This is a genomic window from Pirellulales bacterium (assembly GCA_019636335.1).
Classification (GTDB): domain Bacteria; phylum Planctomycetota; class Planctomycetia; order Pirellulales; family JAEUIK01; genus JAHBXR01.
The window spans coordinates 80,137-102,065 of record JAHBXR010000017.1 but is presented as its reverse complement, the minus strand read 5'-3'; the positions used below and the strand labels follow the sequence as shown (position 1 = coordinate 102,065).

Here is a 21,929-nt window from a genome sequence, read left to right as displayed (position 1 = left end):
TCTAGGCGATGCGGCGCAGCATGAAATTCGTGTGATTCAGCGAGAGGTTGGGATTGTAGTAGGGGTCGTCGCAGAGCGCCGTTCCCCATTTATCCTGCATGCGCAGTTTTTCGAGCTCCCAACGCTCGTCTCCTTCCTTGTCTTTGGCGCGCGACGCCGACTCGTAGTGATAGAGCTCGGCTTCGGCTGTCCACACGATTCGGTAACCGGCCTGCCGCAGCTTGAGGCAATAGTCGACGTCGTTGTAGGCCACGGCCAACTGCTCATCGAGTCCGCCCACCTGCTGGTACACGTCGCGGTGGGTCAGCAGACAAGCGCCCGTCACGACGCTCAAGTTGCGCGTCGTATGGAGGTAACCGAAGTAGCCACCATCGTGGCGTGGAAAGAACTTGTGACTCGACATGGCCGGCTTGGAACCCTTGCCGCCGCCGCGGAGGATCACGCCCGCGTGCTGAATCGTATCGTCGGAGAAGTAGAGCTTCGCGCCGACGGCGCCCACGCCGTCGAGCTGGCAGTAGCCGGCCATCACCGAAAGCCACTCGCTGGCGATCACCTTCGTGTCGTTGTTCAACAACAGCACCAGCGGCGAGCGGCACGCGTCCACTGCCAGGTTGTTCAGCCGCGAGTAGTTGAACGGGCCGGGCGAATCGATCACGCGAATTCGTCCGTCGCGCGACCAGGATCGAAACAAGGCGTGCGTCCGGGGCTCGACGCTGTCGTTGTTGACGATCACGATCTCATAGTTCGCATAGTCGGTCAGACGCAACACGCTCTGCACGCAAGCATGCAGCAGTGCGGCGCGGTCGCGCGTCGGAATGATGATCGAGATACGCGGCTCCTGCCGCGGATACAATCGCACGCCAAACACGCCGGCCGTGCGCGTGGCCTTGATCTCGCCTTCGAGATCGCGGCGCAGCAGGGCATCGCCGATCGCCGTCAGCGCATCGGGCCCCGTCGCCACCAGCGGCGAGTTGCTGCCCGGCGCCCCGGTGCGGGCACGGCGGTGATACAAAACCCGCGGAATGTGGATGACTTCTCGCGCCTGTTCACTCGCGCGCAGGGCCAGGTCGTGGAACAGCGCGCCGGGAAGCTGCGGCCGCAATCCGCCGATCCGATCCAGCAACGACCGGCGATAGACGCTGAACTGTCCCGTATAATGCTGGCACAGCAACAGCTCGGGCGACCAGTCGGGTTTGTGGAACGGATCGTTGCGGTAATCTTTGTGATCGAGCAGATCCTCGTCCGAATAGAGAAAATCGGCCTCCGGATGTCGGGCCAGATGCTCCGCGCAGACGAGCATGGTCTCGGGCGACAGCGCATCACCGGATTCGACAAAGCCGATCATTTCGCCCGTGGCCGAATCGACCGCCGTGCTCAGCGTCTGCGCGGCGACGTCCGCGCTGGTCGTGCGCAGCAAGCGTAACCGGGGATCTTGCGAGACTTCCAGGTCGAGGCGAAGCTCCGGCGTGGCGGTCACCGGGGGGGGCGTTACGACCAGCAGTTCCCAGTCGAGATAAACCTGGTCGCGGAGCGAATTGTAGGTCGTGGCAAGATACTTCTCTGCCCCGGGCCGCACCACGGAGAGTACCGAGAAGCGGGGCCGGTGCTCGAGTGCCGCGAGCCGGGCTTGCAACTCGCGCCGTTCGTTGGCCGAGAGCGTCAACCGCGGCACGCGCGTCGTCGGATGCAAACAGCCCAACACGTTCTTGGGCCTGCTCGAGATCTTCGCCCGCGCCGCCCACCGCATCCGCGAAAGGGTCTCGCGCGTGCGGATCGCCAGCACGCGACACGAACGCCAACCCTGCCGCGCTACGGCCAGGGGCCAGATTTCGTCCGACACGGGCACCGCACCGACGGGCTGACTATCTGAGTTTTGTGTCGGAGCCGCCATGTTCGCCGTACTGCCTCGGAACCGTGATCGCGGATCAATGATGGGGAGGGCCGGTCTGTCTTGCCGCATGCCCGCACGCCGCGATTTAGTCGTCGCGGCGCACGATGAACTGATCCATGTTCTGATAGCCGCCGACCTTGTACGACTCGACCGTCAACAAGCCTTCGAGTTGCTGGCGGGTGAACTCTTCATTCACGAGCGCGGCATCCTTGTAGTGACCTTCGTGGTGGATGTAGGCCTGGCCCGATTTGCCGAAGGCCTCGACCATGTCGAGGGGGACGCTGTAGTTCGACGGGTTCTTCAGAATGTCGCTCCCCTGCACGGTGAGCAGGGCCTTGCCGCCCGGACGCAGCACGCGGCGGATCTCCGCATACCAGGCACGGTGCAACTTCGGCGGAATGTGCGTCAGCACGCTGAAGGCAAACAGGCCCGTGAACGTCGCGTCGGGGTAGGGTAGCGGGGGATGATCGCCGCAGACCTCCAGCGGGCATGGCGTGTTCTCGCGCAGCCACTTGATGGCAGCGGCGTCGACGTCGCAGCCACGGTAGTGTTCGCGCCAAGCCGGGCTGTTCAGCAACCAACGCAACGTGCGACCGCAGCCGCAGCCCCAATCGAGCACGGGACCCGCAGGCTCCGCGCCGAAAATATCGCAAACGCGAGTCGAAGAGGAGAGCCCCTGCGCCCAGAAGTTGGCGGCGGTCGTACGCGTGCCCACGTGCAGTCGAAGTTCCTCGGGAGGCAACGGCATCTGATGGTAATGCCGCTTCAGCAGCTTATCGACGATCGACGTGAGCTGTTGAATCTCGCGTTGGGGCTCCTGGCGCAGCTTCCCCTCGAGCTCGCGAATGCGCATCTTGCGATCGTGCAACCGCGCATTCTGATCGCGAACCGTCCACTCCAAGCGCGAGATGGTCTCCGCCGGGCTGTTGTCCTTGAGGGCTACGTTCGGCGTGGGCTGGCTAATCATGCATCGAACTCCTGAGCGTGAATCGAGCGAAAGGCCGTGGGCCGCAGGACGGCAATCAGGCCGCGTGGCGCGCCGCTTTCGCCTGGCGATGGGCCACGATGCAGACGCGCGGTCCGTTGCGCTCGGCACGCTCCTGCACCACTTCGACCGTGGCATACCCGGCGTCGCGCAGCACCTGGACGAGCGCGTCTTGATCCAACCAGCGCGAGGCGGGCTCGACCCCCGAAAAAACATCGGACCAGCCGCCTTCGCGATACAGGTGCGCGCGGTACGACTTGCCGTTGTACTGAATATCGTCGCGCGGAAACGCCGTGTCGGCGTGCGTGACGTGCGTATCGAGCACCAGGCTATCGGCCAGATCGCGAATGGCGAACAAGTGCTCGACCGGGTCCATCAGGTGATAGAGCACGCCCACGTGGAACAGGACGTCGAAGTGCCCTTCCTTCGCATCGAGGAAACGCGCGTCCGCCAGCTTCACCGTCACGTTCTTGATGTCGTGGACGAACAAACGCGTCAGCGTGCAGACGATGTTCTTCGGACGCACGTCGAGCGCGGTGACGTGCCTGGCAACCGCCGCCAACTGCAACGTATGGATGCCCTCGCAACAGCCGACCTCGAGCACGGTGCCGTGCGCGGGATCGATCATCTCCTTGACGAGCGCGACCCGCGAGTCGTTCCCCTTCGAGACCTTGCCACGCTTGCCTTCCACCCCCAGCACGCGGCCGTCGGGCAGGCACATACCGGTCTTCCAGTCGACCGCTTCCTGGAAGTCTTGAAGATCGCGGTCCGACAGCTTGATCATGACGAGCCCTCTCGTGCTAGTGATGTGCGAAGCATGAATCGAAATGAATCGCGGTCGGTCGATTCCGCCGCGAAGCGACGCCCGCTGCGGAATCGACCGACCAGCGAGTTATGAACCGAGCAACGTGCGCTTGAGAAACCGTAGCGGACGCTTGGCGGCACGACCCAAGGGAGATGCCCACAACCGTTCCGTCGGACGCATCGCGTGTGCCTGGTGGACCTCAGCAAAGCCGCGGGCAGCGGGCTTCGACGGCGCGTCCGGGGGCAACGCGTCGGCCAGCGAGGCCTTCAAGTGGCCGGCGGCAATGCCTTGTCGCACTTCGGCCGGCACGACGATGCCCGCCGCGACCGCCTCGCGATAACCTTGCATCCAGACCGGCGCGAGCGGATTTTCGTCGTTCTTCCACGGCTGCGTCGGCACCACCGTATAGTGCAGCAGCTTCGTCCGCTGGGCCTCGTACCACTCGAGACAGTTCCATTCGGGTGGAATGTCGTCGCAGATTTCGTCCGGCTTCACCACGCACATCTCGAACATCAAGTCGCGGTAGCCGTACTTGCCGGCGTCCATGTCGGCAACGATCTTGTCAGGATCCCAGTCCAGCCGCGAGCAGTCGAGCAGCATCACGCTCATCTGCCGGCCGGGATGGAAGAACGTGTTCGGCCCCTTCCAGGCCGTCGGCGTCTCCGGCTGGTTCGTACACATCACCTTGTGCTTGCCGAAGGGAATGCGCCACAGCTCTGCCAGGTCGGAGAAGACCTGCATGTCCGCGTCGACATACAGCGCCCGGCCGCGATAGCCACACAGCTTGGGAATGGCAAAACGGAAGAAGGAGAAGCCCGTGCGCGGGCGATTCGCCGGATCCTTCGGCGTGGGGATCGGCAAGTGGAACATCGGGTGGTAATTGACCGGCGCCGAAGTGTGCTTGCGAATCGAGTGCTCGAGCACGCGCGTGGCGACCCGTTGCGACTCGTCGGTGCCGACGAAGACGCGCATCGGCTCGACCAGCGGAGCGTAGTCGATGCCCGCGCGGCGGCAGATCGTCTCCATCTCGTCGAACTGGTTGTTGAACGTCTCGTGCCCGTTGGCGAGCATCGTCTGCCGTTCGAGATCGGCGAACTCGGGGCTATAGCCACGGCCGCCGTCGATGCCCAACGAGCGAATCTTCTTGGCGCCGAGCAAGGAGAGAATATTCAGCGCGGCTTCGGCGCTGAACCATTTCGCGCCGATCACGGGCGATTCGCCCACCGGCGTGGAACTCGACAGGTTGTACCAGACCAGGCGGTTCTCGGCCGCGAGCTGGCGCAGCACGGGCAACTCGTCGAAGTAGTCTTCGAGCAGCTTCGGGCCCGGATCGCAATGCACGTGCGGACGGCGCGGCATGACGAGGTACCCGGCGTTGCGCACCAGGTGCTCGGCGCACGACTCGACGACGTCAATGTCGATGATATGGGCCACGTCGACGCGTTGAGCACGCACCACGTGGTTCAATGAGATCAGGTTGTATTGCGTAAGGTCGAAGTCCTTACGCATCGAGAACGAGGGGCCCTTGCCGAGCATCAGCCAGGGACGTTGGGGCAGCGAGAGTGTGCGCTGCCACTGGGTCAATTCGAGCATGAGATCGGTCCTCCATGACCTGTGCCGGCGTAGTCTGATGCGGTCGGCGGGGCGGGAGTATGGTTCGTTTGGCAAACTGCGTCAAGACGACTGCCGAACGAGAGACCCCGCATCGAACCCGCGCGAAGTTGGATAAACTCTGGCAACTGCGAAGTATCGCTCAGGCCGCGGACTGGACGCGCGTGACCCCTTCGACATGCACGCTAGCATTCAGGTCGACGATGCCCGTGGCATGTCCGGCCGGCAGCACCCGCAGCACGAGCATATCGCGGCGGCGGTGCAGAAAGACCGGTTTTTCGTGCCGGATGTCGACGCAGCCCACCGTGAGGTAGTAGTTGCCCGCCACTAGCCGCAGAGACAAGCGGAACTCGACGCGCACGGTTTCTCCCGCCTCGCGCGCGACGACCGGAATGGCCCGATACATCGTATTCGTGCCATACACGCGCACGCCGTCGAGCCGCGTGAGCGACATGCCGTAGTGGGGCGTCGCCGCGGGGGCGTCGAATCGTACGTCGTAGCTCAACGTGACGGCGTCGCCACTCTGCCACGTTTGCGACTGCCGACCTTCATCGTCGACGATCCGCACGTTGTCGATCTCGGCCTCGCCCGTGCCGTAGGGGAATTCGTCCTTGCCCACGTCCATGAGTTCGAGCGGCACCATCAACGACGGTGGCAAGGCGACCTGGTCGGCCGGTGGCGCGGGGGCCGCTTCCTCGACCACGCGGGGACGGGGCTTCTGCGGCGTGGCCGTATTCGCTCCACGAGGCGCGATTCGTCGCAAAGGGGCAGAGGATCCCGCCACGCCATCGATGAGACGCGAGTATTCGTTGAGCACGTCGATCGGCTCGCCCTGGGCCATCACCGTTCCTTGTTCGAGCAGCACCGCCTGATCGCACAAGGCCTTGACCGTCTCGAGCGAATGCGACACGAACAGAATGGTCGCGCCGTTCTGCTTGAGCGATTCGATCGTGGCCATGCACTTGCGCGCGAACATGGCATCGCCGACCGAAAGCGATTCGTCGACGATCAGCACGTCGCGCTCGACGTGAATCGCCGTGGCGAAGGCCAGGCGCATCGCCATGCCGCTCGAGTACGTCTTGACCGGGCGTTCGAGAAACTCGCCCAGTTCACTGTACTCGGCGATTTGCTGGTAGCGGGCCTTGGTTTCTTCGTGCGAAAGCCCGTGAATCCCCGCGTTGAGAAAGACATTCTCGCGGCCGGTGAACTCGGGATTGAAGCCCGAGCCGAGCTCCAGCAGCGCGGCGACGCTTCCCCGGATCGAGACCCTGCCGGTGGTCGGGCGGGTGGTGCCGGCCACGATCCGCAGCAGCGTGCTCTTGCCCGCCCCGTTGCGCCCCACGATGCCGACCGTGTGGCCGGCGTGGATGGACAGGTTCACGCCCGACAAAACGCGGATCTGGCGGTGCCGCTGCCGGCGACCGAGCGTGACCGCCTCGGCGAGACGATCGATCGGTCGCTCATACAGGCGATAGATCTTCGAGATGTTGTCGAGCCGAATGACGGGCTCAGATGACGTCGGCAAAGGCATGCTTGAAACTCATGAACACGACATAACCCAGCCACGCGATCAGCGCGGACAATAGTGTCGCCACCGCCAAGCCGCCCCAGTCAGGCAACTGGCCGAAGACCGTGACCGAACGCGAGTCCTCGACGATGCGGGCAATCGGGTGCAGCCACAGCCAGGAGCGCAGACGCTCCGGCACGATCGAGATCGGGTAGAACACCGGCGACAGGTAAAAGACGATTCGAATGATCATGCCCATCGAATGCGCCACGTCCCGCACGAAGACCCCCAGGAAGGCGAGAAAGTACGCCACGCCCAGGGTGAGCAGCGCCATCGGCACGACGACCAACGGGAACAGGACGAACGTCCAGGGGACGTATCCCTGCACGATCCACACCGAGAAGAACAAGATCACCACACTCGGCAGCGCCCGCACCAACGCGGCCAGGGTCCGCACGAGCGGCAGAATCTCGAGCGGAAACACTACCTTCGTCACGAGATTCGGATTCGACGTGACGATCGACGGAGCGGGTGTGGCCACCTCGGCGAAGATGTAGAAAACGACCAGCCCGGCGTAGAGCACCACGGCGTATGAACCGACAGTTTCGTTCGGATCGACGCCCCAGGTGCGCTGGAACACCACCGAGAAGATGAAGGTATAGACTGCTAGCATCAGCAGCGGATTGAGCACGCACCAGAAGAGCCCCAGAAACGAGCCCTCGTAGCGTCCCAGGATCTCGCGCCGCAGCATCTGGCGGACGAGATTTCCCCGCGCGTAGAAATGCCGCGCGATCGCCCAGGGCATGATGGGAAACATCCGTCCCGCCCCGAGTTGAACGAGCCGCGAGCCAACCTGCCGCGCGAGCGATGTGGATTCGACCGATGACATCGTGCTTTGCGCACCTCCGGACAGTAGCAAAACTCAGACGCGGCCATCCCCTCCGGCACGCAAGCGCGAAATGAGCGCAGTCGTCGGGTGGTTGGCGAGCCGCGAACTTGTAGAAACCGGCTCCCCAGGTGTCAAGATCAAGTGCTGTTGACCACCTTCGCCACCAGCGGTACAACCTCACGCCGCTGGGGAAGTTGCGCTCGCTTGGGATGGTACGCCAGCAGGTCAGGAGGACCGCATGGGCACGACGATCGTCGTCCTGGGAATGCATCGCAGTGGCACGTCGTGTGTCACGCGCATGCTGAATCACTGTGGCATGGACCTCGGGTCCAACGTGCTCGACACGGCCAGCGTGTCGAACATGGCGGGCAAGTGGGAAGCCCGCCCTGCCGTCGAAATCAACGACGCCCTGCTGCAGGCCTCTGGTGGAAGCTGGGACAATCCTCCCGCCCAGGTCCAGCCCGACGAAACCGCCATGGCGCAGATGCGCGAGTTTCTCGGCAGCCTGGCGCCGTCCCCCATGTCGGGCTGGAAAGACCCGCGCACCGTGCTGACATTTCCGCTCTGGAAGTCGCTGCTCGGTTCGTATCGCATCGTGGCCTGCCTGCGTCACCCGCGCAGCGTCGCGGAGAGCCTAGCCAAGCGCGAGGGCTGGCCCCTCGAGCGCGGACTCGAGTTGTGGCTCGCCTACAACGAGCGGCTGCTGAAGATTCTCGATCAAGAGCAGGACGTCGTCTGGTTCGACTTCGACCTGTCGATGAGCCATATCGAACCCTGGCTGCGCAATGCCTGCGGTCGTCTGGGGCTCGAGTTCAATCAGGCGGCGGTCGAATCGTTCAACGAGTTCAACCGTCATCATCGCCACGCCGACACGCCGGAAGACACGCGGATTCGCGCGGTTTATCAGGATCTTTGGTTCCGCGCCCACCAGGACGACATCTATCAGGCGATGAGCGCCGCGTCGCGCAGCGGAACAGCCGCCACCGAGCGACTGCCGACAGTCTCCGCCACACCGGTAACCAGCATGCCGGTTGTCAGCTCGACGGAATTGGCGGCCGCGCACGAGCGCATCCGCGCCCTGGAACAATCGACCGAAACACTTTCGATGCAGTTGCGTTATCTGGCCGACGCGCATAACTCACATCACACGCTGACGCAGCCGATCGCCCGCGGCTTCGACAAACTCCGGGCCCGTTGGGAAGACATGGAGCGCTGGCAGAAGAAAACCGACGATTGGTCGACGGTCGTCGAGAAGCGCACGGGCAAGTTGATTGCCTCGGTCAAGACGATGACGCAGCAAATCGAGACGATCGAGGGACGTCTCACCGGTCACGACGCGCGCGATCTGCAGCTCGAGAAGATGATCAACAAGTACGGCGACCGCTGGAGCCTGCACGAAGGCCGTCTGTCGCAGGCCGAGGCCTGGGCAAAATCGTTCGAGCAACGCGTCGAGTCGGACATGTCGAAGCGGCTCGCCAAGCAGGATCACCGCCTGGCCGCCTGCGAGCTGTGGATCGCCGAATACGAGCGCAAGGTGGCCGAGTACCGCGCGCGTATGGCCGATTGCGAAAAACTGCTGAATCAATGCGCCGACCGCGTTTCACAGTGCGAAACCGTCGTCTCGGATCTGAGTCGCAGCCGCCTGCGGTGGATGCTCAGCGCCGCCAAGGCCCGCGTGCGCCGCTTGCTGAACTGGCTGGGAATGCGGCGATGGTCGAGTGCCGACGCGGCCGGCCGGACCTCTGGCCAGGTGCCCCCCCCCAAGGGGCACGGCACGGGGCGGCCGACCTCGCGACCGGCGGCAGGACAAAACCTGAGAGTCGATCGCGAGTAATGCCGCACGACCATCGACGACGCGAGACGCTCGCCCCGCGCCGCACGATTCTCCGCGCGGCGTTCGCCGTGTTGCATTTTCTTTGCCAATGGACCGCCTGGCTCGCACGGAATCCGGCCGCGTGGTCGACCACCATCGCGCGCACGCTGCTCATCGTGCGCCAGGGAGGCATCGCCTCGATCTGGGGCGCCGTGCTCTACAAGTCGATCGCGCGACAGTCGGGCACCGATGCGAACGCCTGGTACCAGCGCTATCGACGCCGCGCGGCGCGATCCGATCGTACTCGCGAAGTATGGCCCGGCGATGCACCACTGCTGAGGATCGTCGTCTCGCTGGCATTGCTCGACGAACGTGGCTGCCGCCGGCTGCTCGAAAGCGCCCACGCGCAAGGCTATCCCCATTGGGAACTGTGGTGCCTGGCGCCGGACGGCGCCGAGACTGGCGCCAAGCGTTATGCGGCACACTTCGCCTCCTATGACCCCCGCGTTCGTCTGACGACCGTCGGCGAAAGTGCGCCATTGCTCCTGGCTCGCGACACCATCCAGCGCGAGCTTTACGTGCTGTTGGCCGAACGCGTTCTCGAGTTCGTGCCAGGGGCGTTTGCCCAGCTCGCCGAAGGTGTCGCCACGAGCCACGCCGACGTCGTGTATGGCGACCATCTGCTAGCGGACGCCGACGGCGTTTCGCAGGTGCGCGAGGTGGCGGCCTTGCCGGGCTACTCGTACGAGTATTTCCTCGCGTCGGGCTACTTTGCCGGTGGCGCGGCTGTTTGCGCCCGCGTGCTCGAACAGCTCGACCCAGCCGTGCTCCAGCGAGCTCTCGCCTGCGATTCGTTCGAATTGTTGTTGCACGCCCTCGAACGGGCACATCGGATCATGCACGTGCCGGCGCTCGTGGCGCATTGGAACGTGGCATCCCCGGACCTTGATGAACGTGCGCGGGCCGTGCGGTGGCATCTTGCCTGCGTGGGCCACTCCGACGTAGTTCAAGCCAGGCACGATCTGGGGGTGCTCGATGTTGGGGCAGCGCCAATAAAGGAAATACCCACTCGCCGGGTGGCAATTGTGATTCCTACCCGCGACGCCCGTCCACTGCTCGAACAATGCATCGAGAGTCTGGAAGCGACAGGTGCTCTTGAGCGTGCCGACCTCTGGATCGTGGATCACCTTACCCAGGAACCGGACGCGGTAACGTATCTCGAACGGTTGGCGCAACGGCATCATGTGGTACGCGCCACAGGCGATTTCAATTTCTCGCGCCTGGTGAATCAGGGAGTCGCGGCGGCCGGACGCGATTATTCGCATTACTTACTGCTAAATAACGACATCGAGGCCACCGAGGCGGGCTGGCTCGATCACTTGTTGGCCACGGCCGGACGCCCCGAGGTGGGCGCCGTGGGGGCGACGCTGCTCTATCCCGATGGGGCGATTCAACATGCTGGCGTCGTGCTAGGCATGCGCGGACTGGCCGGTCACTATCATCTAGGAACCAGCTTCCACGACGAGTCGGGTATCCGCCGAACCGCTGTCCCCCCAAGCCTGGTCGCAACTCGCGAGGTGTCGGCCGTCACGGCAGCTTGCGTACTCGTAAGCCACGAAGCATGGCATGCCGTTGGCGGCTTCGATACGAACATCGCTGTCGGTTATGGCGATGTCGATTTCTGTCTGCGACTGCAGATGGCGGGCTTCCGTATTCTTCATGACCCCCACGCCCTCCTCGTGCATCACGAATCGCGCAGCCGTGGGCGAGCCGTGTGGGACCCCCATCCGGCTGACACGAAGTGCTTTTTGCGCCGATATCACGGTGTCATTCTAGCGGGCGATCCTTTCTATAGCCCGTTGCTATCGAACGTGCTTACCCAAGGTCAGTTGGGCGGCACGCTTCCTGGAACGCCGCGCATAACGACGCGGAATATTCCGCGTCCGATTTCCCTGCCAAGGGGAATTATTGACTGTCGGGACGATAACCAAACGCCTGTGACACGTACCGCAGCCTAGTCGCATTCGGCGGCCAACGGGCGTTTGAATTTGGTCCCGTTCGGGTCCCCAAGCAGCAACAAGATGCGCTTGGCCCAGCTACAAGGGACAGGGTAGTTGCATCGTTCCAATCGTGCGACGCACGGGCGCGTTGCAAGCGGTGGCGAGTGTGGATCGCATCTCATTCCCGGCCCCTGTCAAGCGATAGGCGTGCATGGATACTGGCGATAACGCTCGCAGTGCGGCGTTGAAATCATCGAATGGTCATGGCTCGCCGAGCCTGTCTCCGGCCGAGAACGTTCGTTTTGTGCGCCTGGCGGAAGCGTCCAAGGCGGCCCTCTGGGAGTACGATTTCGCGTCCGGACGGCTCTCGGTCGATCCGCCTCCACATCGGCGGCTGGGGTATTCTCCCCAGGAGCTCCCCGATCACGTCGACGCCTACTGGCGGCTCGTGCATCCCGACGATCGACCGCTCGTCTCGGCGGCTTTGGCCGCGCATCTGCAGGGGGCGGCCCCCGAGTTTGTCGTACGCTGCCGACTACGGCAACATGACGGATCGGTGCGGTGGTACCATGCCCAGGCAGCCGTCGAGCGTGATACGTTCGGCCACCCTCAACGACTGCTGGGGAGCATCGTCGACATCACGCGGCAGAAGACGCTCGAGAACGACCGGCGTCTGTCGCGCATCCGCTTCCGCAGCCTGTTCTACAACCTGCCCGTCTCGGCCTGGATCGAAGACTACAGCGACGTCCACCGCTGGACGGTCGGCCTGCGCGCCCAGGGGGTCAGCGACCTGCGAGCTTACCTGGCCGAGCATCGCGACCAGGTGGCGCATGCCATGTCGCTCGTCAAAGTGCGCGAGGTGAACCAGGCATCGCTCGAGTTGCTCGGCGCGGTCGATCGCTCGCAACTGATGCAACAAGCGCTGGCCAGTTTCCGCGAGATGGCCGCCGACGCCTTCCTCGACGGGCTCGTGGCCTACTGGGAAGGCCACACCTACGTCGAGGCGCGAACTCATGCGGTGCGCCTCGATGGCAACCGCGTGGGCTACACAGTACGCCTCTTCGCTCCCAAGAGCGGCCACAAGATCGACTTCAAGAACGTCTTCGTGCTGCTCTTCGACGCCGATGATCGTCGGATCGTCGAAGAGGCACTGCTCCAGACGCGAGCCGAACTCGAGCGCAATGCCAACGAGCGAACCGCCGCGATCGAAGGAATCAATCGGCAACTGATGGCCGAGGCCGACGAACGCCGCCGTGTCGCCTCGGCCCTGCACACCAGCGAGCAGCGCCTGCAGAGCATCCTCGAAAACACGAACGCCGTGGTCTACATGAAGGATCGTACGGGGCGCTATTTGATGATCAATCGCCGCTATGAACACATCTTCAGGATCTTGAAAGAAGAAGTCCTCCGTCGCACCGACGCGGAGATTTTTCCGCCGGCGATCGCCGAATCGCTACGCCAAAATGACTTGCTCGTCCAAACGACCGGCACTCCGCTCGAGTTCGAAGAAATCGTGCCGCAAGAGGATGGCCAGCACCACACGTACCTGTCGGTGAAGTTTCCGCTGCGCGACGAGTCGGGCCAGGTCTCGGCTGTGGGGGGCATCTCGACCGATATCACCGATCGCAAGCGCGCCGAAGAGGCGCTCCGCGAGAGTGAATCCCGCTACCGCCTGCTGGCCGAGCATTCGACCGATATTGTCAGCCGCCATGCGCCGGACATGTCGATCAACTTCGTTTCGCCATCCTGCGCCACCGTGCTCGGCTATGCGCCGGAAGAATTCCTCGGCCTGTCCCCCTACGACTACATTCACCCGGCCGATCTGGCCCAGTTGGAGTCGACGCTGCGCGCCGGTCGAGAAACCTACCGGGTGACCTTTCGCACGCGCCATCGCGACGGGCATTACCTGTGGCTCGAATGCCACGGCCGCGCCGTGATCGATCCCGAAACAGGTCAGACGCGTGAGATCATCAACCATGCCCGCGACATCACCGAGCGCGTGCTGCAACAGGAGCGGATGCAGTCGCTCGAAGGGCAACTGGCGCACGTCAATCGCCTGAGCACGCTGGGAGAGATGGCCTCGGGGCTCGCCCACGAGTTGAACCAACCGCTGGGGGCGATCGCCAACTATGCGGAAACGAGCCTCGCCTCGCTGAACGCCGAGCGTTTCGACCCGGTTCCCCTGCGGAAAGACATGGAACAGATCGTGCGGCTCACGTCGCGCTGCGCCGCGATCATCAAGCATCTGCGCGGCTACGTGAAGCGCGCCCCGGCAGCGCGGGCCGAAGCCGACGTGGCCCGGCTTGTCGAAGAAGTGGTCGAGTTCTGCGAGCGCGAATTGCGGGCCGCCGAAGTGGCGCTCCACGTCTGTTTCGTCGAACGTCCGCTGTGGATCGTCGTCGATTCGATCCAGATTCAGCAGGTGATTCTCAATCTGTTGCGCAACGCGCTCAGCGCCACCTCGGCGTTGCCGGTGGCCGAACGCCGCATCGAGATCGTGGCCGGCTGGACGCGCGAAGATCGGCTCGAGCTGCGGGTCACCAACTCCACCGACGGTGTCGGCGCCAGCCAGTTGGCACGCGTCTTCGAGCCGTTTTATACCACGAAAGAAGAAGGGCTGGGACTCGGACTCACGATCTGCGAATCGATTGCCCGCGCCCACGGCGGATTGCTGACGGCGTCGTTGAGCGACCACGAAACCGTTTCTTTTCGCTTGGAAATTCCACGTCGAGGGGATGATTATGTTGGTCGATGAACCTACGGTCTTTGTGGTCGAGGACGACGAAGATATGCGTCAATCGCTCGAGCGATTGTTGGGCAGCGAAGGTCTGCGCGTCGAATCGTACGCCGGTCCGCAGGCCTATCTCGATGCCTTCGATCCGGCGCGCCCCGGTTGCCTCCTGCTTGACCTGCGACTGCCGGGCATGTCGGGCCTGGAAATGATCGAACGCCTGCACGGCTTTGAGCCGCGGCCGCCGTTCATTGTCATCACCGGCCACGGCGACGTCCCCACGGCAGTGCATGCCATGCACGACGGGGCGCTCGACTTTCTCGAGAAGCCGGTCTCGCGACAAAGCCTGCTCGAACGGGTACACGAGGCGTTGGCCACCGATGCCCAGGCTCGCGCGCGGCACGCGGCGCGCCGCCAGGTCGAAGACCGCCTCAACCGGCTCACGCCGCGCGAACGCGAGGTGCTCGACCTGATGCTCACTGGCACGTCGACGAAATCGATCGCCGAGCGGCTCAAGATCAGCACCAAGACGGTCGAGATTCACCGTGCCAACGTGCGCCAAAAGATGGGGGTCAGCTCCGTTGCCCAACTGGTGCTGATGGTCACGAAGCGCATCGTGCCCTCGCCCGACGTCGACGAGCAGGAAGCGTAACGCTCGCCCTACGGGCGGTCCGGCGCCCCCTCGGGGGGCGGCTTGACGGTCAGCACGCGGCAATTCGCGCGGCGGACGATCGCCTCGGCCACGCTTCCCATCAGCAGGCGCCGCAGCCCCGTGCGCCCGTGCGTGCCCAGCACGATGAGATCGACCCCTTCTTCCTCGGCCAGCCGCACAATCTCGGCGGCGGGGTCGCCCACGATGAGCCGGTGCTCGTAGCGCACGTCGGGCGCGTTCGGCGTCACGGCCTTGAGCATCGCCACGATCTGCTCGTTGTTCGGGTCGGGCACGCCGTAGTACATCTCGCCGCCGCCGTACGCGGTGGGGGGCTCCTCGACGTGAACGATCAGGAGCAAAGCGCCCGACTCGCGCGCCAGGGCCGTCGCCTCGCGCAGGCCGGCGTCGCTCGAGGTGGAAAAGTCGGTCGGGAAGAGGATTTTCTTGGCTTGCATGGCAGTAGCTCCTATTCTTGGCACGGAGCTGATCGCGAATCCGACCGAGCGCCACCTTCCTAATTTTTGCGCTGTGGGCAACGTGCGACAACCCCCTGTCGCAACGCCGTACCACGGCCAACGACCTCAGCCCCAACGGGGCCCAATAGGGTAGCCCAGGCCAACGGCCTGCCGGATGGGAATGCAATCGCCTTCATGCCGGGCGATTTCCAGGTGAGCGAGTCGGACATCTTACCGTTCAGCATCCACACCAGCTCTTGCTCGACGATGGCAGTAGCGTGGCGATCTCGGCGGCGCTACGCGAGCTTTAGTCGGCCTTGCTGCTGCCATTCTCGCGGAACAGCAGTGCGAATACCACCAGGACGACGGCCGCCATGGCCGCCGGCACCAGCCAGATGCTGCGCCAGTCGTGGACTCCTTCAGCAGTTTGGAAGGCCTGCACGACGTCGCCCGAGATCCATGTGCCGATGAACCCGCCCACGCCCAGGGTGACGAAGGCGATGAATCCCTGCGCCGAGGCGCGAATGCTCTTCGACGCCTGCTGGTCGACGTAGATCTGCCCGGTGACGAAGAAGAAATCGTAGCAGATACCGTGCAGCAGAATGCCGATGGCGAGCATCCAGAATAGTTCACTTCCGTTGCCAAAACCGAACAGCACATACCGTGCGGCCCAACACGCCATCCCCACCAACAACATGTACTTGACCCCCAATCGCACAAAGAAAAGGGGCATGAGCAGCATGAATCCGATTTCGGACACCTGCCCCAGAATCATGATCGAGGCAGCATACGGCACCTTGATTTCGTTCAAGAAGACGTTTGTCCAGGCGTAATAGAACTGCAACGGAATGCAGATCAGAAACGAGCAGATGACGAACACCGCGAAGGGCCAACGCTTCATGAGTTTGAGCGCGTCGAGTCCCAAAACCTGCCGCGCGGTAATCCGCCCCTCGGGATTCGCCGGCGGAGTATGCGGCAGGAAGAAACAATAGAAACCCAACACGAGAGACGTTACCGCGGCGATGCGCATGGGAGTAGCTGCCGCCTCGATGCCGGTGTAGCCCAAGAGCTGCGCGAGTCCCAATGCCAATCCGGCCGCAATCCAACCGCCTGTCCCCAGCACGCGAACGCGGGGGAATTGCGTCTCGGGGTCGCTCATGTGATGGAACGAGAGCGAGTTGGTCAGCGCCAACGTCGGCATGTAGCACAAGTAATAAACCAGCAGCACCGGATAGAGCAGCCCGAAGCTATCCACGTACGAGGCATAGAACAACACCCCCGCCCCCACCAGGTGCAGCGTGGCCAGAATGCGTTGCGTGGCGAAAAATCGGTCGGCCACCATGCCCACGATAAAGGGAGAGATCATGCCGGCCAGGGCCGCCGTGCCGTAGATCTTGCCCACCTGGTCGCCGGTGAACTTCTGCGTCTGGCTGAGATAGGTCCCCAGCGTGACCCACCAAGCGCCCCAGACGAAGTATTGCAGAAACATCATCACCCCCAGCTTGCCCCAGGTCGTCACCGTGAACAGGGGCGTGCCCGACTCCATGTTGGGAGCTTCGTAGGGATTGCGCGTCATCGTGCGGGTCACCTTGCAGCGGGCGTCGTGGGGTCTCGAAACGGATCAATTCGGGCGGTCGATCGGCGGCCAGCCCGGTCGCAAAGCGAGCCATTCTAGGGGCAAGCGGGCCGCGAATGAACCCTTGAACAGCGTTCGGCCGGCGGAATGCCTTCGGCCGCACCGGGCGACCCCCTCGAGTCGGCCAAAATCTCGTTTACAGCCCCCATTCCGCCGGTCAAACTGAATTAAACCTGCTCGCCCGGCCGCGGCCCGAGCAACGCCCCGGTTCGTCCGCCGCCGACACTGCCCGCGCCCCTACTTGAACCTCACGCATCTGGAGATGTGTTCGATGAAACGTGCTTTGTTCGCCGCGCTTCCCGCCCTGGCTCTGGTCACCTGCGTGGCCCTGGCCGATGAGGCCAAGCCCGACGCCGACGGCTGGGTCGAACTGTTCGACGGCAAGACCCTCACAGGTTGGAAGGCCAGTGAGAAGCCGGAAAACTGGACCGTCGAAGAAGGCACCATCACCGGCCGCGGCGAACGCAGCCACCTCTTCTATGTCGGCTCCGATCCCGATCATCCCCAGGAGTTCGAGAACCTCGAGTTCATCGCCGACGTGAAACTCAACAAAGGGGGCAACTCGGGCATGTACTTCCGCACCGCGTTCGGCCCCGGCTGGCCGAAGGGGTACGAAGCGCAAGTCAACAACAGCAGCGGCGACCCGGTGAAGACGGGCAGCCTCTATTACCTGAAGAAGGTCTTCGAGCAGCACGTCCCCGACGACACCTGGTGGACGCAGCACGTCATCTGCAATGGCAATCACATCGTGATCAAGGTCAACGACAAGGTGCTCGTCGACTTCGTGGATGAAGACAACACCTACAAGCAGGGCCTGCTCGCGCTGCAACAGCACGACCCGGGCAGTGTCGTCCACTACAAGAACCTGAAGGTCAAGAAGCTGCCGTAATGCCCACACGCGGCCGTTTCGCGCCGACCATTCGCCTTTCCCGGAGCTAGAGAAGCCATGTTTCGCCGAATCGTCCTCCTGAGTTGCCTGGCCTTGGCCACCTGCGCAAGTGGCGGTCTGGCCGCGGCCGAAGATGCCATCCTGCAAGACCTGTACGGCAGCGGAGTCCACGCCTACTTCGCCGGGCAAACGCAGCAGGCCGACGAGTACCTGACCGCCGCGATCGACGGTGGCAGCGAGGATCCTCGCTGTTACTACTTCCGCGGGCTGGCCCGGCTGCGTGAAGGGCGCCGCGCGGATGCCGAGACCGACTTTACCAAGGGCGCGCAACTCGAGAACGGCAACAGCCAGCGCTTCTACGACGTCAGCCAGGCCCTGCAACGCGTGCAAGGGCAGGCCCGTATGATGATCGAGCGCTATCGTGGCGCCGGTCGACTGGCGGCGATTCGCGAAGCCGAGAAAGAACGCGCCGCGCGCTACCGCCGCACCGAAAGTGGCGAGGGCGTGCTGACGGTCGATACACCAGTGCCCGGTGGTGAAGTCGCCACGCAGGTCGAAGACCAGTTGGGCGATACGATCGCGGTACCGCCGGCGGCCACCGAACCGGCCTTCGACGACACGCCGCTGGGCGAAGCCCAAGTGATGGAGACCGAGCCGGTCTCCGATTCCTCCGAGGCGGACGATCCCTTTGCCGACGTGCCCACGCCGGTCAGCCCTGAACCGACCGATGTCCCGAACACGCCGGCTGGCCTTCCGCCGGTCGAGACCATGCCGGCCGAACCAGCCAGCGACGATCCATTCTCCGCGCCCTTCGAGGAGACGCCCGATCCGGCGTCGAGCGATGCGGCCGACCCGTTTGGAACGCCAGCACCTGCGCCTACGACACTCGTGCCGGCCGCTCCGGCGGACGCCGCTGATCCGTTCGGCAGTCCAGCCGAGACCGCGCCGGCGCCAACGGACGAGGCCGACCCGTTCGCCAATCCGCCGGCCGAAACTCCTCCGGACGTTCCGTCTCCCAGCGACGAGCCCGATCCTTTCACGACGCCCCCCGCCGACGGTTCGATGCCGGCAGAGACGGGCACGCCAACGTCACCTCCTCCTGCGCCGGCTGACGATGCGGCCGATCCGTTTGCCACGCCACCGGCAGAGACGACGCCTTCGGTGCCCGCTCCGGTCGAGACCGACGCGGCCGATCCGTTCGCCACACCAGCGCCGGCCTCCGCGCCCGCCAGTGCTGCACCTGTTCCTCCTGCGCCGGTGGATGCGGCCGATCCGTTTGCTGATCCTGGGGCGGGGGCTGCCGTGCCGGCCGAGCCTTTGAGCGAAGACACGGTGCCCGCGCCACCGGCGGCGACGAATCCCCTGGCCGACGACACGCCCCTGGGAGAGGCACAAGTAATGGAAACCGAACCCATTTCGGATCCTTCTCAAGCCGACGATCCCTTCGCCGACGTGCCGACCCCCGTGACGCCGCGGGCGAACAGTGCGCCGAACACGACGGTGCCGGCTGCCAACGCGGTCGCGCCGATAACCGCGACTCCGGCGACGGGCTCGGTGCTCCCCGGCACGACTCCGGCTCAAACGCCAGCGGCCACTCCGCTGCCGGCTCGTGCCGCTGGGGCTCCCGCCTCGCCGAACACACCGGCGGCCAATCCCGTGCTCCCCACGCCCGCCACGCCGGCCACTTCGACGCCCAACCCGGCGAACTCGATCGACGATCCCTTCGCGGAATGAACCGTCAGGCCACGGTTTGAATTCGTCTACTGTGCAAGTAGATGATTGAGCCTATTGCTCGTAAGGAATCTTCGCGCTCTTTGCGTCTTCGCGGTGATTTTTTTGTTCCATCCCACCAGGCGTATCGGCTGCCCCCTTAAGGGCGATCCCGGCTACTTCGCCTTGGCCGGTTCGATCTTGGGAAAGAGCGGTTCCACCTTGCCGTCGGCCGTCAAAGCGGCGGTGACGCGCAGATCTTCCACCAGCGCGGGGCGTGTCGCGATCTGGTCGTAACCCGCCTCGGCGAAGGGCGTCGGAAAATTGAAGCCGGCGTAGATTCGCTCGGCGGCGCGCGGCAGGAAGGGCCGAATCAGAATGGCCGCCACGCGGACCGCCTCGGCCAGGTTCGCCAGCACGCGGTTGCAGGCGGCCAGGTCGTACTCGGGCTTCTGCGGATTCGCCAGCAGCCAGGGACGCTGCTCCTCGATATAGCGATTCGCACGGTCGAGCACCTGTCGCCAGATCGTTTCCAGCGCCAGGTTGTAGCGGCATGCCTCGATATCCTCGGCAATGCCGCGCACCGTGGCCAAGAGATCAAGATCGCCGAAGACTTCGCTCGGCGCCACGTCGCGCGAGCCGGCCAGCACGCCATCGAAATAGCGCTGCGCCATGCTGGTCGTGCGGCTGAACAGGTTGCCCAGGTTGTTCGCCAGATCGGCGTTGTAGCTGGCCACGAAGCGCGAAAAGCTGAACTCGCCGTCGCCGCCGAAGGGGCACTCGCGCATGAAGTAATAGCGGAAGGCATCGCTCGAAAACTCACGTACGATATCCATCGGCTCGATCACGTTGCCGAGCGATTTCGAGATCTTCTGCACTTCGTCGGTGGCCTCGTTCTTCACGTAGACGAAGCCGTGGGCGAAAACCTGCCGCGGCAGCTCGACGCTCGCGCTCAAGAGCATCGCCGGCCATAGCGCACAGTGGAACCGCGTGATGTCCTTGCCGATGAAGTGGACGTCGGCCGGCCAGAAACGTTTGAAGAGCGCCTCGTCGGTGCCGTAGCCGATGCCCGTGATGTAGTTCAACAGCGCGTCGAACCAGACATAGATCTTGTGTTCGGCATCCCAGGGCACGTCGATGCCCCAGGTGAAATCGCGGCGGCTGATCGAGATGTCTTCCAACCCGCCGCGCACCAGGCTCAAAATCTCATTGCGGCGCGTCTCGGGACGAATGAAATCGGGGCGCTCGTCGTACAGCGCGAGCAGTCGCTCCTGATAGCTCGACAGCCGGAAGAAGTAATTCTCTTCCTCGACGTGCTTCAGCTCGCGGTTGGGATGGTTCGGACAGCGGCGCTCCGGCGAGAGTTGGCTTTCGGTCTTGAACTCCTCGCAGCCTTCGCAATAGAGCGCCTGGTAGTTCTTCTTGTAGATGTCGCCCGCTTCGTAGACCTTGGAGATGAACTTCTGGCAGCCGATGCGGTGCCGCTCTTCGCTGGTCTGGATGAAGTCGTCGTACGAGATATCGAGCGCCCCCCAGACCTCGCGAAACTGGCGGGCCATGTCGTCAACATAAGGCTTCGGCTCGAGCCCGAGTTGCTCCGCCCGCTCGACGACCTTGATCGTGTTCTCGTCGTTGCCCATGAGAAAATAGACCGGCCGCCCCTGCTGGCGCCGATAGCGTGCCTGGACGTCAGCGCCAATTTTCTCGAAGGCCGTGCCGATGTGCGGCCGGCTGTTCGGGTAGTCGATGGCGGTCGTGAGATAGAACTTTTCGGACATGGTGGGGCGTCGATTCCGCAGGTGGACACGAGACAATCACGAGAGCGAACGTCAGCCGGGGCAGCGTGCGGGCATTGTAGCCGACCGTGCTCGCGGCCGGCAGACGAGTCCGTCGCACACGCAAGTCTAGGTTATGTCGGGCTTTGAGCAGAGCACGCGCGGGAGCAATGATCGGGTGAAATCACCGCGTGCTAGCAGCCCTTGGTACGATGGACGATTCCTAACCCGAAGCGTGAGCGAGGGGGCATTACAATCGATGTTGTTTCCAAGAATCCCCGCGCTGACGCTTCGGGTTAAGTTCGAGACGCCATCGCGCCACAAGGTGGTTCGCTCGATTGGCCGATTTTTGGCACGGCGCGTGCATCTCTGAAACTCGTCGGTCTTGGCGGACGACCGCGTTCGCCGGGCTCGAAGCGTCTCAAGTGGTTCCACGACCGCTGTTTTGCTCGCTGGATGGGGGCAGTGGTCGAAATCGAGCCGCACGATTGGGATTGTAAGAAATGCCGTGGGCGTGCAATATGCCGCCCTTCGTGACCCAAAGTTTTGGTGGTTCGCTACGACAACCCGCCGTCGCACG

At 63.8% G+C, this 21,929-nt stretch carries 15 protein-coding genes; 6 read left to right on the top strand and 9 right to left on the bottom strand.

From position 1 onward, the window contains the following. Position 1: 1 nt before the first annotated feature. The 6 genes from KF708_16650 to KF708_16625 form a co-directional block, all read right to left on the bottom strand. On the bottom strand, positions 2–1,840 hold the full coding sequence (locus tag KF708_16650) for a glycosyltransferase family 2 protein (protein ID MBX3414319.1): 1,839 nt from the start codon (positions 1,838–1,840) through the stop codon (positions 2–4). 136 nt (positions 1,841–1,976) lie between these two features. Further along, positions 1,977–2,858 carry a class I SAM-dependent methyltransferase gene (locus KF708_16645; protein ID MBX3414318.1) on the bottom strand — a complete coding sequence of 294 codons (882 nt, stop codon included), beginning with the start codon at positions 2,856–2,858 and terminating at the stop codon, positions 1,977–1,979. Positions 2,859–2,913: 55 nt separating this feature from the next. Continuing rightward, entirely contained in the window at positions 2,914–3,660 is a 747-nt protein-coding gene (locus KF708_16640; GenBank protein MBX3414317.1) for a class I SAM-dependent methyltransferase, read from the bottom strand. 108 nt (positions 3,661–3,768) lie between these two features. Then, complete coding sequence (locus KF708_16635; GenBank protein ID MBX3414316.1) at positions 3,769–5,274, bottom strand: hypothetical protein; 1,506 nt, start codon at positions 5,272–5,274, stop codon at positions 3,769–3,771. Between the two features lie 160 nt (positions 5,275–5,434). After that, positions 5,435–6,823: an ABC transporter ATP-binding protein gene (locus KF708_16630; GenBank protein MBX3414315.1), complete on the bottom strand. Its 1,389-nt coding sequence runs from the start codon at positions 6,821–6,823 to the stop codon at positions 5,435–5,437. Beyond that, positions 6,801–7,688: an ABC transporter permease gene (locus KF708_16625; GenBank protein MBX3414314.1), complete on the bottom strand. Its 888-nt coding sequence runs from the start codon at positions 7,686–7,688 to the stop codon at positions 6,801–6,803. Before KF708_16625 ends, KF708_16630 begins: the two co-directional genes overlap by 23 nt. A gap of 238 nt (positions 7,689–7,926) precedes the next feature. On the opposite strand from KF708_16625, the gene KF708_16620 reads away from it, so the two are divergent. The 4 genes from KF708_16620 (at position 7,927) to KF708_16605 (ending at position 14,884) form a co-directional block, all read left to right on the top strand. Then, the gene (locus KF708_16620; protein MBX3414313.1) at positions 7,927–9,522 is read left to right on the top strand and encodes a sulfotransferase; all 1,596 of its coding nucleotides are present in this window, start codon (positions 7,927–7,929) and stop codon (positions 9,520–9,522) included. Continuing rightward, the gene (locus tag KF708_16615; protein ID MBX3414312.1) at positions 9,522–11,519 is read left to right on the top strand and encodes a glycosyltransferase; all 1,998 of its coding nucleotides are present in this window, start codon (positions 9,522–9,524) and stop codon (positions 11,517–11,519) included. The genes KF708_16620 and KF708_16615 overlap by 1 nt, the downstream gene beginning before the upstream one ends. Positions 11,520–11,712: 193 nt before the next feature. Next, positions 11,713–14,256, top strand: coding sequence for a PAS domain S-box protein (locus KF708_16610; GenBank protein ID MBX3414311.1), 2,544 nt, complete (start codon positions 11,713–11,715; stop codon positions 14,254–14,256). Further along, positions 14,243–14,884, top strand: a complete 642-nt coding sequence (locus tag KF708_16605; GenBank protein MBX3414310.1) for a response regulator transcription factor — start codon at positions 14,243–14,245, stop codon at positions 14,882–14,884. The genes KF708_16610 and KF708_16605 overlap by 14 nt, the downstream gene beginning before the upstream one ends. Positions 14,885–14,892: 8 nt before the next feature. On the opposite strand, the gene KF708_16600 is transcribed toward KF708_16605, so the two are convergent. Both KF708_16600 and KF708_16595 read right to left on the bottom strand, forming a co-directional pair. Next, positions 14,893–15,339 carry a universal stress protein gene (locus tag KF708_16600; protein MBX3414309.1) on the bottom strand — a complete coding sequence of 149 codons (447 nt, stop codon included), beginning with the start codon at positions 15,337–15,339 and terminating at the stop codon, positions 14,893–14,895. Positions 15,340–15,646: 307 nt separating this feature from the next. After that, complete coding sequence (locus KF708_16595; GenBank protein ID MBX3414308.1) at positions 15,647–16,915, bottom strand: nucleoside permease; 1,269 nt, start codon at positions 16,913–16,915, stop codon at positions 15,647–15,649. Between the two features lie 331 nt (positions 16,916–17,246). Between KF708_16595 and KF708_16590 the strand changes: the two genes are divergently transcribed. Both KF708_16590 and KF708_16585 read left to right on the top strand, forming a co-directional pair. Continuing rightward, positions 17,247–17,864 carry a DUF1080 domain-containing protein gene (locus tag KF708_16590; GenBank protein ID MBX3414307.1) on the top strand — a complete coding sequence of 206 codons (618 nt, stop codon included), beginning with the start codon at positions 17,247–17,249 and terminating at the stop codon, positions 17,862–17,864. Between the two features lie 57 nt (positions 17,865–17,921). After that, positions 17,922–19,598, top strand: a complete 1,677-nt coding sequence (locus KF708_16585) for a hypothetical protein (protein ID MBX3414306.1) — start codon at positions 17,922–17,924, stop codon at positions 19,596–19,598. Positions 19,599–19,750: 152 nt separating this feature from the next. On the opposite strand, the gene metG is transcribed toward KF708_16585, so the two are convergent. Beyond that, positions 19,751–21,352: a methionine--tRNA ligase gene (gene metG, locus KF708_16580; GenBank protein MBX3414305.1), complete on the bottom strand. Its 1,602-nt coding sequence runs from the start codon at positions 21,350–21,352 to the stop codon at positions 19,751–19,753. Positions 21,353–21,929: the final 577 nt, after the last annotated feature.